The sequence below is a fragment of the Bacteroides sp. K03 genome (assembly GCF_019734355.1).
Lineage (GTDB): Bacteria > Bacteroidota > Bacteroidia > Bacteroidales > Bacteroidaceae > Bacteroides > Bacteroides nordii.
Window position 1 is genome coordinate 304,833 of record NZ_JAASHC010000003.1, and the last position, 15,225, is coordinate 320,057.

The 15,225-nt window shown below is 43.2% G+C and carries 10 protein-coding genes; 6 read left to right on the forward strand and 4 right to left on the reverse strand.

Annotation, left to right across the window (positions count from 1 at the left end):
• Nucleotides 1–59 precede the first annotated feature (59 nt).
• The 4 genes from HCG69_RS03755 to HCG69_RS03770 form a co-directional block, all read right to left on the reverse strand.
• Nucleotides 60–2,363, reverse strand: coding sequence for an ABC transporter permease (locus tag HCG69_RS03755; RefSeq protein WP_221648906.1), 2,304 nt, complete (start codon nucleotides 2,361–2,363; stop codon nucleotides 60–62).
• A gap of 101 nt (nucleotides 2,364–2,464) precedes the next feature.
• Nucleotides 2,465–4,783 carry an ABC transporter permease gene (locus HCG69_RS03760; RefSeq protein WP_221648907.1) on the reverse strand — a complete coding sequence of 773 codons (2,319 nt, stop codon included), beginning with the start codon at nucleotides 4,781–4,783 and terminating at the stop codon, nucleotides 2,465–2,467.
• Nucleotides 4,784–4,796: 13 nt separating this feature from the next.
• Nucleotides 4,797–5,471 (reverse strand): ABC transporter ATP-binding protein, encoded by a 675-nt coding sequence (locus HCG69_RS03765; protein WP_007485251.1) that lies wholly within the window; start codon nucleotides 5,469–5,471, stop codon nucleotides 4,797–4,799.
• A gap of 32 nt (nucleotides 5,472–5,503) precedes the next feature.
• Nucleotides 5,504–7,816 (reverse strand): ABC transporter permease, encoded by a 2,313-nt coding sequence (locus tag HCG69_RS03770; protein WP_221648908.1) that lies wholly within the window; start codon nucleotides 7,814–7,816, stop codon nucleotides 5,504–5,506.
• A 387-nt stretch (nucleotides 7,817–8,203) separates the two neighbouring features.
• Between HCG69_RS03770 and HCG69_RS03775 the strand changes: the two genes are divergently transcribed.
• From HCG69_RS03775 to hcp, 6 genes are all read left to right on the forward strand, one after another.
• Complete coding sequence (locus tag HCG69_RS03775) at nucleotides 8,204–9,010, forward strand: metallophosphoesterase (protein WP_221648909.1); 807 nt, start codon at nucleotides 8,204–8,206, stop codon at nucleotides 9,008–9,010.
• Between the two features lie 22 nt (nucleotides 9,011–9,032).
• The gene (locus HCG69_RS03780) at nucleotides 9,033–9,653 is read left to right on the forward strand and encodes a hypothetical protein (RefSeq protein ID WP_223382408.1); all 621 of its coding nucleotides are present in this window, start codon (nucleotides 9,033–9,035) and stop codon (nucleotides 9,651–9,653) included.
• Between the two features lie 100 nt (nucleotides 9,654–9,753).
• Nucleotides 9,754–11,094 carry a sigma-54 dependent transcriptional regulator gene (locus HCG69_RS03785; protein WP_221648910.1) on the forward strand — a complete coding sequence of 447 codons (1,341 nt, stop codon included), beginning with the start codon at nucleotides 9,754–9,756 and terminating at the stop codon, nucleotides 11,092–11,094.
• Nucleotides 11,091–12,404, forward strand: a complete 1,314-nt coding sequence (locus tag HCG69_RS03790) for a PAS domain-containing sensor histidine kinase (protein WP_221648911.1) — start codon at nucleotides 11,091–11,093, stop codon at nucleotides 12,402–12,404. The genes HCG69_RS03785 and HCG69_RS03790 overlap by 4 nt, the downstream gene beginning before the upstream one ends.
• Before the next feature lie 78 nt (nucleotides 12,405–12,482).
• Nucleotides 12,483–13,193: a Crp/Fnr family transcriptional regulator gene (locus HCG69_RS03795; RefSeq protein ID WP_221648912.1), complete on the forward strand. Its 711-nt coding sequence runs from the start codon at nucleotides 12,483–12,485 to the stop codon at nucleotides 13,191–13,193.
• 138 nt (nucleotides 13,194–13,331) lie between these two features.
• Complete coding sequence (gene hcp / locus HCG69_RS03800) at nucleotides 13,332–14,963, forward strand: hydroxylamine reductase (protein ID WP_221648913.1); 1,632 nt, start codon at nucleotides 13,332–13,334, stop codon at nucleotides 14,961–14,963.
• Nucleotides 14,964–15,225 lie beyond the last annotated feature (262 nt).

Genomic DNA, 15,225 nt, shown 5'->3' on the forward strand with positions numbered 1-15,225 from the left:
GTGATTAGTGGCTGCACTATAATGCCGCATGGCACTAATCACTCATCACTACTCACTAATCACTCATTTTTAATACTCTTCACCGGATTCTCATTCGCCACATTCCATGCACGAAAGACAACGGTGCATATAATCAGTGCCAATACAAAGAGTGCTACCCCGATATATGTACAAATACCCAATTGTACGGAGTCACTGAACTGCTCCAGCCATTTGTTACTGATAAGATGAGCAAGCAGTGTACCGATGATTACAGCCGGCAATGCAGTCCACAGGATATTTTCTGAAAGTAATCGTAAAATCCCCGAAGCTTCTGCCCCATTCACTTTACGAATGGCAATCTCTTTACTGCGGTAACGAACTTCGTCATTGGTATAGCCAATCAATCCCATTAATGCTATCAGGAAAATAGAGATGGAAGCCAAGATAACTGCATTCCGAAAACGACGGACATCTGTATATTGTTCCTCCAACATCTGGGGTAATGACAAGAACACAACATCATCGGTAGGAAAGGCTTCTGCCATCTGTCGGTTGAGATCTGCAAGATTTTGCTCGAAAGGCTCTTTCAGACGAAGGTAATTAAAACCGGGATTCTGGCTGGTCATTAATAATATAGGTTCTTGGGGATGATAAGCACTTCTTATGGCATAATCTCCTACAACACCCACTACAAGAAAGTCTCTCCGTCCGTAATGAATCCTCTTCCCTATAGGACTATCCGTCCAGCGTGCCTGCCGTACGAATTCTTTATTCACCAGTATTTCACCTTCAACCGCAATATTCTTTCCTTCCAGAATAGGAATGCCCATCATAGGTACAAAATCCACGCCGATCCAATCTACACGGGCATCTACCCTTCTACTCTCACCTACATCAAAAGTATCGCCACTATAACCGTAACAAATCATTTGTGCAGCTGCTGCATAGTCTTCTACCATCGGGAGGTTCTTAAAGAAACTCTTTGCATTCCCCTCTTCATTTCCAAACTGATGCCAACACATGACTACCCGGTCAGGGTTATATCCCAAATCTTTATTCATTACCGTTTGATACTGTCCAAGTACTATAATAAGGAAACCAAAGATAAACGTCATTCCCATAAACTGGATGAAAAGCAACGGGCGTTTCCATGCGGTTCTCCGTTCGGTATAACGATGGAATACCTGTGTCACAGGAATAGAAGAGAACAATCCTGCGGGCATAATACCAGCCAGTAAAAGTACAGCAAGCACCACCAGAACCGGTACCCATAACGTACGCCATGCAAAGAGTGATACCAAACGGGCAGCTGTAGTTTCTTCAACAAAATCCCGGAACTGGAACATGAGCAATACTGTTAACAGGATAGCAAGCAAAACAATCAGAACAGTCTCTGTGAAAAACATCCGGAATACGGCACCTCCGGTAGCCCCGCTACACTTATGTACTCCTACAGCTTTGGCACGCCTCGCCAGAGAGGCAACCGATATTAATACATAGTTGAATGCAGCTATCAGCAAAATCACAATGGCAAGAACAGACATAACAAGCACCATTGTCCTCACCGTAGGATTGGTAGAGTGGAGATCGGACAAAGGACGGAAAGAACATTCCCAACGATTATTTTCCCTCTTGTTAAAGTTCGGCATATACTTCTTCAACATATCAGGCAGACGGGCTTCTACCGTTTTCATACCGGCCTCATCACGAAAACGGACAATAGCCATATAACTAATATCATATCCCCAGCCAGCACGGTTGTCTCTCCACAGAGAAGCCATAGGCATTACTACATCAAAAGAGATATCTGTGTTCTCCTTCAAGTCTTCAAACACTCCGCGAACCATCATGGGTTGTTTACGATCCTGATACAGATTCTTGCCTATAACGGAAGATAATTCACCATCCATCGCTCCTATCTTCTTTGCCAAAGTATGCGAGATAAAAATAACATCCGGAGACACCAGGTCCTCCGGTTTACCTGCCAATACCTTCAAGCCCAATGTAGCAAACAGGTTTTCATCTCCATATGTCATATATTCCTGCAACCTGGTATCTCCATTATACAATACTACCTCCCCCCAGTCACGCAAGATCGTAGCATTCTCTACTTCTTTTGGGAAATTCTCTTTCAACGCAGCAGAAAGCGGGCCAAAAGTATAAGAGAATGCTTTCCCTTCTACTCCATTCTGGATATTAGTCATATAAGTAAGATACAACTGTTCCGGCTGGCGAAAGAAGTTATGAAAACTCAACTGAAAAGCAACACTGGCAAAAAGCAGAATACCAACGAATAACCCCAGGGTAAGAGAGATTATCTTAATAAGATTGGAACCTCTCCCACGAATAAGGGTCTGTATCGTGTAATAAAGTTGTCGCATGATCACACAAATTAGTGATAAGTGAGTAGTGATTAGTGATGAGTGATAAGTACCATCCGCCATAATAGCGCAGCCACTAATCACTCATCACTACTCACTTATCACTCATTTTTAATACTCTTTACCGGATTCTCATTCGCAATGTGCCATGCCTTGAGTACCACACAGGCAACGATGAGTAGCAACGTTACGAATGCAATGCCCACGAAAAGCAGTGGATTCAAGTCAATCTGCTCGGCAAACTGATCAAGCCAGGCTCGCCCTATAAAGTAAGAAATAACCGTACCAAGTACTACAGCCAACACCGATACATACAGAATATCACCTGCCAGCAACCGCAGTATTTGTGAAGCCTCAGCACCGTTTACTTTCCGGATGGCTATCTCCTTACTGCGACGTTGCGTTTCATCATTCACATAACCAATCAGTCCCATGATAACAATAAGCAGGATAAAGCCGGAAGTAATCCATACAGAATTGCGGAAACGATATACATCTTTATATCCATCCCTCACCATACGGTCCACCGGAACAAAATGGAGAGATATATTAGGAAAAGTCTTTCCCATAAACTCGTTCAGGCGTTTCAGGTTCTCATCATAAGGTTCTTTCAGGCGGACATTGAATGCATGGAAATTCTGTTCTTCATTTCCTATCAGAACAATAGGTGACTGGGCAGAATAGAAACTTTCGTTGCGTACATCACGAAAGACTCCTACAATCGTTCCTTGCACATCATTCAGATTTTTTCCTACTCCCCCGTCTGTCCACTTCATTAAGCGCACTAACTCTTCATTTACCAACAAATCTCCCTTTTTCTTCAAAGCGGAACCTTGCAGTATTTCCATCCCCATTACTTCGGGATAGTTGTAGTGACAGATATTAAAATTGAGTGTGGCAATGCGTTTCCCTTCATTACTCATCAATCCCCGCGTCCAGTATTGCCCCAGCACACTATGCGTTGCAGCTGTCACATCCTCTACCATTGGCTGACGGCGTAATTCATCTTTAATGTGTTCTACCGTTTCTCTGGAAACCCAACTTTCGGCTTCTGTCAATCCCGGGATCTTGATTCCCATATCACGATTCATCAGATGACTATATTGCAACAAAGTGACCAATAACAAACCAAGTACAAAAGATACTCCTATAAACTGTATAAACAGTAAGGAACGTTTCCAGCTCTTTTTACCGTCAGTATGCCGGCGAAACACCTGCGTAACGGGAATACGTGAAAACAAACGTCCCGGTATACACCCCGCCAGTACAAAAAGTATCACAATAGTCAGTAGCGGAACCCAAAGCGTATCCCATGCAAAAAGAGAGGAAAGACGAACGGAAAGCAGGTCTTCAATAATATCGCGTGCATTGACTATCAGCAACATGCTAATCAAAACTGAAATCAAAACAAGAACCCCTGTCTCTGCCAGAAACATTCCGAATATGTTTGCAGAACTGGCACCACTGCATTTATGCACTCCTACGCCTTTGGCACGGCGACTCAGTGTAGCAATTGAGATCAGCATGTAGTTCATAATAGCCACAAAGAAAATGGCAAAGCCCAGGAAGCCATAAATAATCAGCCGCTTTTGTACTTCGGAGGAATCCAAGTGGCGCTTTACAAGTGGAATAACGCTAAAGTCTATCTTCCAATCATCAAACTGGCTCTCCGTATATTTCTCTATTACCCGTTGGATATTATTATTCACCTCATCCACATCCGAAGCATGACGCAAGCGTAAGAATGCATAAAAGACGTCATTCCCTTTCCAGCCGTATCCGCCCTGATATCCTCCATCCTTATGGACAGAAACTACAAAGTCATGAGTAAGCATTGTATTTTCGGGAACATCCTTATAGATACCACGAATGGTAAAATCATGCTGTTTGTCTGCAGAGAGAACTCTGCCGATAGGATCTGTGTCTCCAAAAGTTTCACGGGCAAAGTGCTCGGATACGAAAACACTTCCGGGCATAATCAGGTCTTTGGGGTTACCTTTCAATACCGGTATACCAAAAGTCTGAAAGAAGCAGGTATCCACAAATATATAATTCACATCAGGCAGCAGTTTGTCTTCATTATATATATGGTACTCTTTGGTAGGATAAACACAACTGGCACTCTCAATCTCTTTCGGCATATCTTGTGCCAATACAGCAGCTACCGGATCAAAGACGGTGTAATCATAATTGGTTCCATCGTCTCCCATTACCTCACCTGTACTGAGATTGGTCATCTGGCAACGTACCATCGCCAGACGCTCTGCCTCCGGGTAGCACTTCTCATAACTCAGTTCGAAAGCTATTTGCGAAAAGAGCAGAATACCAATGGTAAGTCCCAGAGAAAGGGAGATAATCCTTATGATATTGGAGCCGCGTTCGCGCAATAGAGTTCGTATACTATAATAGATTTGTCTCATTGTTCTTCTTATTTTATGCCGTTACACTTGCCACAACACTACCATCGAAGAGGTGTACCGTACGATGTGCAAACGAAGCATCGTGCTGAGAGTGAGTTACCATAATGATAGTGGTTCCTTCTTTATTAAGTTCGGTAAGTAAAGCCATCACTTCGGCACCGTTCTTTGAGTCCAGATTACCGGTAGGCTCATCGGCAAGAATCAGTTTGGGGTTAGTGACTACCGCACGGGCAATGGCTACACGCTGTTGCTGTCCACCCGAGAGCTGCTGAGGAAAGTGTTTGGCACGATGACTGATATTCATTCGTTTCAGAATGTCTTCTACCATGCGGCGACGTTCGGATGCCTTTATGCCGAGGTACGTCAGGGGGAGTTCCACATTCTCATAGACGTTCAGTTCGTCTATCAGGTTAAAACTCTGGAATACAAAGCCCAGTTTACCTTTACGCACGCGGGTACGTTCTTTTTCTTTCAGCCCGGCTACTTCTTCTCCCAGCAATTTATAGGAGCCTTCGGTAGGGTTATCCAATAGCCCAAGAATATTCAATAGTGTAGACTTGCCACAACCCGAAGGTCCCATAATGGCAACAAACTCCCCTTCCTTAACATTTAGGTTAACATGATTCAATGCTACGGTTTCTACTTCTGAAGTGCGAAATACCTTACTAATGTTTTCAATCTGTATCATACTGCTATTTATTTTATTGATTTATCTTCTGTTTATTCACTCTTTATACTATTCACCGGATTTTCATTGGCTATACGCCATGCCTTCCAGATAACACAGGCAACAATAACAACGAGGACGCCTATAACCACCCATACATACACCATCCAGTTAAGCGGTACGTGTTCGGCAAACATATCCATCCACATCGTATTGACGTACCACGATGCTACGCTGCCGATAACTGTTGCCGGCAATGCCACATAGAGAACATCTTTGGACAGAAGTTCCAGAATACCGGATGCTTCGGCTCCATTCACTTTGCGGATGGCAATCTCTTTACTACGTCGGCGCACCTCATCTGCCGTGTAACCTATCAATCCCATCAGCATCACAAAGAACATGGCTATAGTTGCCATCAGTGTGGCATTACGGAATACGCGTAATGCGTTATAATTCTCTTCCATACTCTGCTCCAGACTACGGAAACTGACTGTTTTATCGGGGAAAGCTTCAGAGGATTCCTCATTCAGCTTACGTAAATTCTCAGCAAAAGGTTCTTTCAGACGGACGTGGATACAATTGCCAAAGTTTCTGTAGCAATGGACGATGAGCGGTTCCTGTTCGTTATAAAAACTATTGGTACGAAAGTCTTTCAAAACTCCCACAACTTTGTAAGTACTGCCTTCAGCATGGACCATACGACCTACTATCTCATTTCCCCAACGCATCCGTTCTGCAAAGTTCTCATTCACCACCACTTCATCCTTTTCGCGGGCCATACGTCCCTGTTTCATCTTCATTCCCATCATAGCGGGATAGTTTTCTTCTTCCTCACAAAAGCGGGAAGAGAAAAGTGCCTGTCCACCCTCATTCTGTATCATCATACCGCTAAAACCAATGCACGGAGGGTATGAAGCAGATGAAACACCCTCCACATAGGGCAATCCTTTGAAGAACTGACGGGCATAATTACTATCTTCTGATGTACCGCCAAAGGTGGAATAGCTATAAACAACCTGTTTCGGATTATAGCCCGTGTCTTTGTTCAATACATATTTGTATTGAACCATCACCACACACATCAATCCGCATATAAAAGTTACTCCGGCAAACTGAATGAACAGTAACGGACGTTTCCAACCCTTTTTTCCCTCCGTATAGCGATGGAATACTTGCGACACAGGTATCCGTGCAAACATTCGTCCCGGCAATATGCCACCTACCAGAAACAATAGGAACACAGTAAATAATGGTACCCAAAGCCTGTCAAAAGCAAACAATGACTCCAGTTTGGCAGCGGTTGTATCTTCAAAAAACTCGCGGAAGTTCACTAATATCAGTAACATCAACAACAGTGCCAGCAGAATAATGATACCGGTCTCCAGCAAGAACATTCCAAAAACCTTACCACCGCTCGCGCCACTACTCTTATGCACACCCACGGACTTGGCACGGTAAGCCAATGAAGAAATAGATATAAGCACATAGTTCAATCCGGCAATGAAAAGAATCGCAAATCCTAAAATACTCATTATACTCTTCATCCGTTTTACCTCATCATAGTTGCGGTATACGTCACGGATTGGTTTCACCATAGCTGTATAGCCATACATTCCTTCTCCTTCTTTGGGAAGATATTTTTGTATCATACCGTCCAGACGTGCAAAGACAGCTTCCTTATCCGCCCCGGGCCGGAAACGGATGTATTCAAAGTAACTGTCGCCACCATCCCAGGAATAGTTGCCTATATCACGACTCCACATGCTGGGCATAGATATCACAGCCTCAGGGCGTAAGGTTGTGTTTTCGGGTAAAGCGGCATAGGTACCTTTTACCGTCATTTCCATGGATTTATTATATCTGAGTACTTTACCGACAGGATTCTCTCCACCAAAGATTTTTGTAGCCAGACGATCGCTCAGGAAAATAACATCCTTCTGCATCAGATCTCTCGGATTACCGCTAAGCACCTCAATGCCCATTGTCTGAAAGAAGAGCGAATCTGCCATTATCTTATTATCATCAAACCGGACGCTTCCGTTATATAGAGGTAATGATGCCGCCCATTTACAAATGCTGGTAGCAGCTTCTACCTCTTCAGGGAAATTATCAAGGATAGCACCTGCCACAGGACCGTAATTCATATCCTGCGGTTCGCTCTTTTCACCGTTAACAGTGAAAATAGAGAAAACCTGATAAAGGTTGTCATAATCTTTGTAGCATTTGTCGAAACTCTGTTCGAATGCCACACGGGCAAACAACAAAATGCTCATCGTCAATCCCAGTCCAAGAGAGATGATCTTGATAAGATTGGAACCGCGTCCCCGAAGCAATGTTCTAATTACATAATAAAGTTGTCTCATATATCTTGCAAAGTTAATTGTTCTTTTCAGAAACGGAGAAGAAACGTTTCACAACGTCACCTCTCCCACTGGCAATGCATGAAGCCAGTTAATCTTAAAGAAATCATATTAATTGTTTTATTCATCAGCATTTGTTTCATAAAAACAGATTCTATGTTTCTCTTTATAAAGCAGAAAGTATGCCAAAGCAATTAAAATATTGAGAAACAAAGAAGTACAAGAAAACAGGTTTTGTACAGCTGTCTAATTATTAGACAACGTTCGTCTAATTATTAGACAATACTTCTCCAAAATTGTTCTATAACACTGAATCGGAGTAAGCATCTATTGTTCGCCAAGAAGAAAACTTTATCTTTGCGCGAAGTTTTCAATTAACGAATTAGGAGTATGAAGAAAAAAAAGATTAGCGGCTTCTTGATTTATCTGTTTCTACTTTCAGGATGCGATATGATAGATTATCATCCATACGATGTACATATCAAAGGAGAAACAGAGGTCAATGCCAAAAACATCAAAAGAATAGAAGCCAACTGTAAAGACAAAACAACCATCCGTTTTGTAGCCATGGGCGATTCGCAACGGTGGTATGACGAAACTGAGAAGTGTATAAGCTCCATCAACCAACTGGAAAACATAGACTTTGTCATTCACGGAGGAGATGTAAGCGATTTCGGTGTCACCAGTGAGTTTATATGGCAGCGCGATCTCATGAATAGCCTGAAAGTTCCTTATGTGGTTTTATTAGGAAACCATGACTGTCTGGGAACGGGAAACGAGGCATATACCAAAATATTTGGTCCGGCAAATTTCTCTTTCATTGCAGGAAACACAAAGTTTGTTTGCCTCAACACAAATGCATTGGAGTTTGATTATTCCGAGCCGATACCTGATTTCAATTTTATTGAGAACCAACTGACGGAGCGACAAGATGAATTTGAGAAGACCGTAGTAGCAATGCACGCAAGACCCGGTTCCGACGTATTCAATAACAATGTTTCAAAAGTCTTTCAACGTTACATAACACAGTATCCCCAGTTACAGTTTTGCCTGAATGCACATGACCATAGAGTAAGCACGGACGATCTTTTTGACGATGGCGTTATATACTATGGAAGCGATTGCATGAAACACCGTAGCTACATGTTATTTACTATTACCCCTGACAATTATACTTATGAACTGGTCAACTTTTAAATATGCTCTTTGTGCCGGACTAATGCTTCTGCTATTCAGTCCCGGCAGTTTTGCACAACAAGATTCAATTGTAAAACCCAATAAATATGACAAACGTATCCACCGCTACCGTGGACACTGGGAAAAACTAATACCCACACACACCAAAGTACAGTTTGCCGGAAACATGGGATTACTGTCCTTTGGCACAGGATGGGATTACGGAAAAAAGAATCAGTGGGAAACGGATGTATTTTTAGGATTTATACCCAAATATGATTCCAAGCGTACAAAGGTGACCATGACACTAAAACAAAACTATATGCCCTGGAGCCTCAACCTGGGCAGAGGTTTCTCTACTGAACCATTGACTTGCGGTATCTATTTCAACACGGTATTCGGTAATGAATTCTGGGTTCACGAACCAGACCGGTACCCCAAAGGATATTACGGTTTCTCCAGTAAGATACGTTCACATATCTTCCTGGGCCAACGGCTTACTTATGATATAGATCCCCAACGACGATATACAGCAAAATCAATTACTTTCTTCTACGAATTAAGTACCTGTGACCTGTATCTGATAAGTGCTGCAACAAATAGTTATCTTCGTCCCAGAGACTATCTTAGTCTTTCATTTGGATTGAAATTACAACTGTTTTAATAGGGGGTACGAATCGGTAGTTGACTATTCATTTATCACGAATCACTACTCACAAATCATTTTATTACGTATATTTGTTCCGATATTAACTCTCAAATTTATGAGTAAACAAGGAACTATTCTTATCGTCGATGATAATAAAGGAGTACTGACAGCCGTTCAGCTACTCCTGAAAAACTACTTTACAAAAGTTATCACTCTTCCTTCACCCGTCACTTTACCGGCTGTATTGCGCGAAGAAGCTCCCGAAGTGATTCTTCTTGATATGAACTTTACATCTGGTATCAACAGCGGAAATGAGGGACTTTTCTGGCTACATGAAATAAAGAAACTACGTCCGACACTACCCGTTATCCTTTTCACGGCTTATGCTGATATTGACCTTGCTGTAAAAGGTATTAAAGAAGGTGCTACAGACTTTATCGTAAAACCTTGGGACAACCAGAAACTGGTAGAAACCTTGCTATCTGCCGCCACCCAGGCAAAAGGTGGAAAGAAAAAACACACAAAGCAGGAAAGCAATTCTTGTAATTCCATGTATTGGGGAGAAAGCAGCGCCATGCAACAACTGCGCCAGCTTATAGAGAAAGTAGCTGTCACCGATGCCAATATCCTCATCACCGGTGAAAACGGCACAGGTAAAGAGATGCTGGCAAGGGAAATACACGCCCTCTCTCAGCGAAAACAAGAGGAAATGATAGCAGTGGATATGGGTGCTATCACAGAATCATTGTTTGAGAGCGAACTATTCGGACATGTAAAAGGCTCATTCACGGATGCATATGCCGACCGTACCGGTAAATTTGAAGCTGCCAACCACAGTACACTTTTTCTGGATGAAATAGGAAACCTCCCCTACCACCTGCAAGCCAAACTATTGACTGCTATCCAACGACGGAGCATCGTCCGGGTAGGTAGTAATGAACCGTTACCGATAGATATACGTCTTATCTGTGCCACTAACCGTAATTTACAGGAAATGGTAAACCGGGATGAATTTCGTGAGGACCTGCTCTATCGTATCAATACGATTCATGTAGAAATCCCTCCTCTGCGTGAACGAAAGGAAGACATTGTTCCACTGGCCGAACGATTCATCGCCCGATTCTGCAAACAATATGATAAGGCTTTAATAAGCCTCGGACCTTCTGCCAAAGACAAACTGACCGCTCATCCCTGGTATGGTAATATCCGCGAATTGGAACATGCTATCGAAAAAGCAATTATCATCTGTGAAGGAGCAGTAATACCTGCTGAAATATTTCAGCTCTCCCGCCGTACGGAAATGCCTGAAACAACCGCTTCCACTCTTGAAGAGATGGAAATGAAGATGATACAAAAAGCGTTGGAGAAATGTGGAGGAAATCTTTCCGCCGTTGCTGCTCAATTAGGCATTACACGGCAGACGTTGTACAACAAGATGAAAAAGTTCGGCTTATGAGTTCACTCCTCCGGCAACTAACAGACAAATACTGGTTTCGCGTGCTGCTAAGCCTCTCTCTGGGCATCACCACAACCTTGCTTGCCACAAATGGAACCTTCGTCTGGATGGGCATATGCCTTTGTACCCTGCTATGGAGTCTTTGGTGGCAGTTACGACTTTATCGTCATCATACCCGTCAGGTACTTTTCATGATTGATGCGCTGGAGAACAACGATAACTCCTTTCATTTTCCCGAAGAAGAAAGTACATCCGATAACCGGGAAATAAACCGTGCCCTTAACCGTGTGGGACGTATATTATATAATGTAAAGGCAGACACGGCACAACAGGAAAAATACTACGAACTCATACTCAACTGCATCAGTACCGGACTGCTGGTACTAAATGATAACGGTGCGGTCTATCAGAAAAATGAAGAAGCCCTCCGTCTGCTCGGATTGAGTGTATTCACCCACGTGCAACAACTAAGTCAGATAGATACAGGATTAGTAGAAATACTCTCTTCCTGTCGCCCGGGAGATAAACTGCAAACCACTTTCAACAACGAACGGGAAACAGTGAATTTATCCATACGTGTATCAGACATCACCGTACGGAAAGAGCACCTGCGTATCCTGACACTCAACAATATCAACACCGAACTGGATGATAAGGAAATAGACTCCTGGATAGGCCTGACACGCGTACTGACTCACGAAATCATGAACTCAGTTACTCCTATTACCTCTCTGAGTGATACCTTGCTCTCTCTTGCCGATACAAAAGACGAAGAGATATGCAACGGTTTGCAAACAATCAGTTCTACCGGAAAAGGATTGCTTTCTTTCGTCGAATCCTACCGCCGTTTCACACGTATCCCCGTACCCGAACCATCGTTATTCTATGTCAAGGCTTTTATTGATCGCATGGTAGAGCTGGCAAAGCACCAGAATCCGGACAGTAACATCTCTTTCCGGACCGACGTATCACCCGCCGACCTGATTCTGTATGCAGACGAAAACCTCATCTCACAGGTGGTTATCAATCTGTTGAAGAATGCTATACAGGCAATAGGTGACCAACCGGACGGTTGCATCTCCATCCATGCCTGTTGCAACGAGGCAGAAGAAGTAATCATAGAAGTAAAGAACAATGGTCCTGTGATCCCGCCGGAAGTAGCAGAACATATCTTCATCCCTTTCTTTACCACCAAAGAAGGGGGAAGCGGCATTGGTCTCAGCATATCCAGGCAGATTATGAGGTTGTCCGGCGGAAGTATTACACTGTTGCCGGGAAAGGAAACCAGGTTCATACTGAAGTTTAAATAACCTCTGTGACAATACTTTCTCAAACAAAAAAGTCCGCTCATCTGTTTATATAAGTGCAAATTAACAGAAACACCACTCATGATAATACTTGCCAACAACCCACTATTCAATGGTATTGCTCCCAATGTACTCACCGAAGATCTCAGAGAGATTAATTTTCATACCCGGATCTATCGGAAAGGAGAAATTCTTGCTCACCAGGGCGATGTATGCAACCGCCTCGTAATTCTCATAAAAGGCAGTGTACGCGGAGAGATGATTGACGACTCCGGAAGGTTGATAAAGGTAGAAGACATTGCCGCACCAAGAGCGATAGCACCGCTTTTTCTTTTCGGAAACGAGAATCGTTATCCGGTAGAAGTTACTGCTAATGAGGCTACTGAAGTGATTGAAATACCTAAGACAAGCGTACTAAAGTTATTCAGAAAGAACGAGAAGTTTCTGGAAAATTATATGAATCTCTCTGCTAATTACGCCCATACCCTCTCGGACAAACTATTTTTCATGTCCTTCAAAACGATCCGACAGAAACTGGCATCTTATCTGCTTCGCCTATCCAATCAGCAGCAAAGTGAACATATCACACTCAATCGCTCACAACAACAATTGAGTGATTACTTCGGAGTATCCCGCCCTTCACTGGCACGGGAACTGGCTCACATGCAAGAAGATAAACTAATAATAGCAGACAGAAAACAAATAAAAATACTACAAAAGCAAGCACTGATTCAATTGATGGTGAGTACTTCCCACACGGGAAAGTGCCATTCGGATGACAGGAAGGAATAAAGTTACTCCTGCACTACACCCACGCAGCCCATTTTCAACTTTCAATTTTCCACAAACTTGTAACATTGGTTACAGAATTGCCTTAAACAATTCCTCTACCTTTGCGTTCAATTAATAACCAATAAATACGTAGAAATTATGAACATGTTCTGTTATCAATGCCAGGAGACAGCAAAAGGCACTGGCTGCACCCTAAGAGGTGTTTGTGGAAAGACATCCGAAGTTGCTAATCTTCAAGACCTTCTGCTCTTTGTAGTAAGAGGTATTGCCGTGTATAACCAGAAGTTACGTGAGGAAAAACGTCCTTCGGACGAAGCGGACCGCTTTATCTTTGATGCCCTCTTTATAACGATCACCAATGCTAACTTTGATAAAAAAGCCATCATTCGTAAAATCAAGGAAGGATTGAATCTCAAAAGCAAACTCGCCCAGGAAGTAACGATTGAACATGCCCCCGATGAATGCACCTGGAATGGCAACGAAGACGAATTTGAAGAAAAAGCCCAAAGCGTAGGAGTGCTCCGCACACCAGACGAAGACATTCGTTCTTTAAAAGAACTGGTACATTACGGGCTAAAAGGCATGGCAGCTTACGTAGAACATGCCCACAATTTAGGGTATGAATCCCCGGAAATATTCGCTTTCATGCAACATGCACTTGCCGAACTAACTCGTGACGACATCACCGTAGACGAACTCACCAGCCTGGTTCTTGAAACCGGAAGACAAGGTGTATCAGCTATGGCGCAACTGGATGCTGCCAATACAGAAACCTATGGTAACCCGGAACTGTCGGAAGTTAATATCGGTGTACGAAATAACCCGGGTATCCTCGTCAGCGGACACGACCTGAAAGACCTGGAAGAGTTGTTACAACAGACAGAAGGTACGGGCATTGATATCTATACTCACAGTGAAATGTTACCGGCACACTATTATCCACAACTTAAAAAGTATAAACACCTTGCCGGAAACTACGGGAACGCCTGGTGGAAGCAGAAAGAAGAGTTTGAAAGCTTCAACGGTCCGATACTGTTTACCAGCAACTGTATTGTACCTCCCCGCCCGGATGCAAACTACAAAGATCGTATCTACATTACCGGTGCCTGCGGACTGGAGGGTGCAACTTATATTCCCGAAGCCAAAGACGGAGGACAAAAGGATTTCTCTGTTATCATTGAACATGCTAAACGCTGCCAGCCACCCGTAGCCATAGAGAGCGGTAAGATCGTTGGCGGATTTGCACACGCACAGGTTATTGCACTGGCAGACAAAGTGGTAGAAGCCGTCAAAAGTGGAGCCATCCGCAAATTCTTTGTTATGGCAGGTTGTGACGGACGTATGAAGAGCCGTGAGTATTATACTGAATTTGCTGAGAAACTACCTCACGATACAGTAATCCTTACCGCCGGATGCGCCAAATACCGTTACAATAAATTACCATTGGGAGATATTAATGGAATTCCCCGCGTTCTGGATGCAGGACAGTGTAATGACAGTTACTCATTGGCAGTAATCGCCATGAAGTTGAAAGAAGTATTCGGGCTGAAAGATATCAATGAGTTACCAATCATATACAATATTGCCTGGTATGAACAAAAGGCCGTGATCGTACTCCTTGCCCTGTTGTCTTTAGGAGTAAAGAATATACACCTCGGCCCTACTCTTCCGGCCTTTCTTTCACCTAACATCAAGAAGGTACTGATTGATAACTTCGGAATTGCTACAATAAGTACGGCAGACGAAGATATTATGAAGTTTCTGAGCTAAAAGAAGACTATTCTAACCGGTGCTTCCCGCACGGGGAGGTTCGGCAAGCGATGTAGTGGCGGAAGTTTCCGGCACCCCGGTTTGCTCCCCTCCCCTCTCCCTTCTCTTCCTCCCTCTCAATAGATGACTTCTAAAACACAGTAGTTTTCAACAGAAGCCAGACTTTGCGATTATCTGTGTTTTAATAATAAAACAGGTAGAAATATAACATTTTTAAACTATTTAACCTCCTTCCGGGATACAAAATACATCCAAAAGGGGG

What these genes read in the sequence shown, in the direction of transcription:
- HCG69_RS03755 (WP_221648906.1), bottom strand. Translation starts at nt 2,363, where the DNA reads ATGCGACAACTTTATTACACGATACAGACCCTTATTCGTGGGAGAGGT.
- HCG69_RS03760 (WP_221648907.1), bottom strand. Translation starts at nt 4,783, where the DNA reads ATGAGACAAATCTATTATAGTATACGAACTCTATTGCGCGAACGCGGC.
- HCG69_RS03765 (WP_007485251.1), bottom strand. Translation starts at nt 5,471, where the DNA reads ATGATACAGATTGAAAACATTAGTAAGGTATTTCGCACTTCAGAAGTA.
- HCG69_RS03770 (WP_221648908.1), bottom strand. Translation starts at nt 7,816, where the DNA reads ATGAGACAACTTTATTATGTAATTAGAACATTGCTTCGGGGACGCGGT.
- HCG69_RS03775 (WP_221648909.1), top strand. Translation starts at nt 8,204, where the DNA reads ATGAAGAAAAAAAAGATTAGCGGCTTCTTGATTTATCTGTTTCTACTT.
- HCG69_RS03780 (WP_223382408.1), top strand. Translation starts at nt 9,033, where the DNA reads ATGCTTCTGCTATTCAGTCCCGGCAGTTTTGCACAACAAGATTCAATT.
- HCG69_RS03785 (WP_221648910.1), top strand. Translation starts at nt 9,754, where the DNA reads ATGAGTAAACAAGGAACTATTCTTATCGTCGATGATAATAAAGGAGTA.
- HCG69_RS03790 (WP_221648911.1), top strand. Translation starts at nt 11,091, where the DNA reads ATGAGTTCACTCCTCCGGCAACTAACAGACAAATACTGGTTTCGCGTG.
- HCG69_RS03795 (WP_221648912.1), top strand. Translation starts at nt 12,483, where the DNA reads ATGATAATACTTGCCAACAACCCACTATTCAATGGTATTGCTCCCAAT.
- hcp (WP_221648913.1), top strand. Translation starts at nt 13,332, where the DNA reads ATGAACATGTTCTGTTATCAATGCCAGGAGACAGCAAAAGGCACTGGC.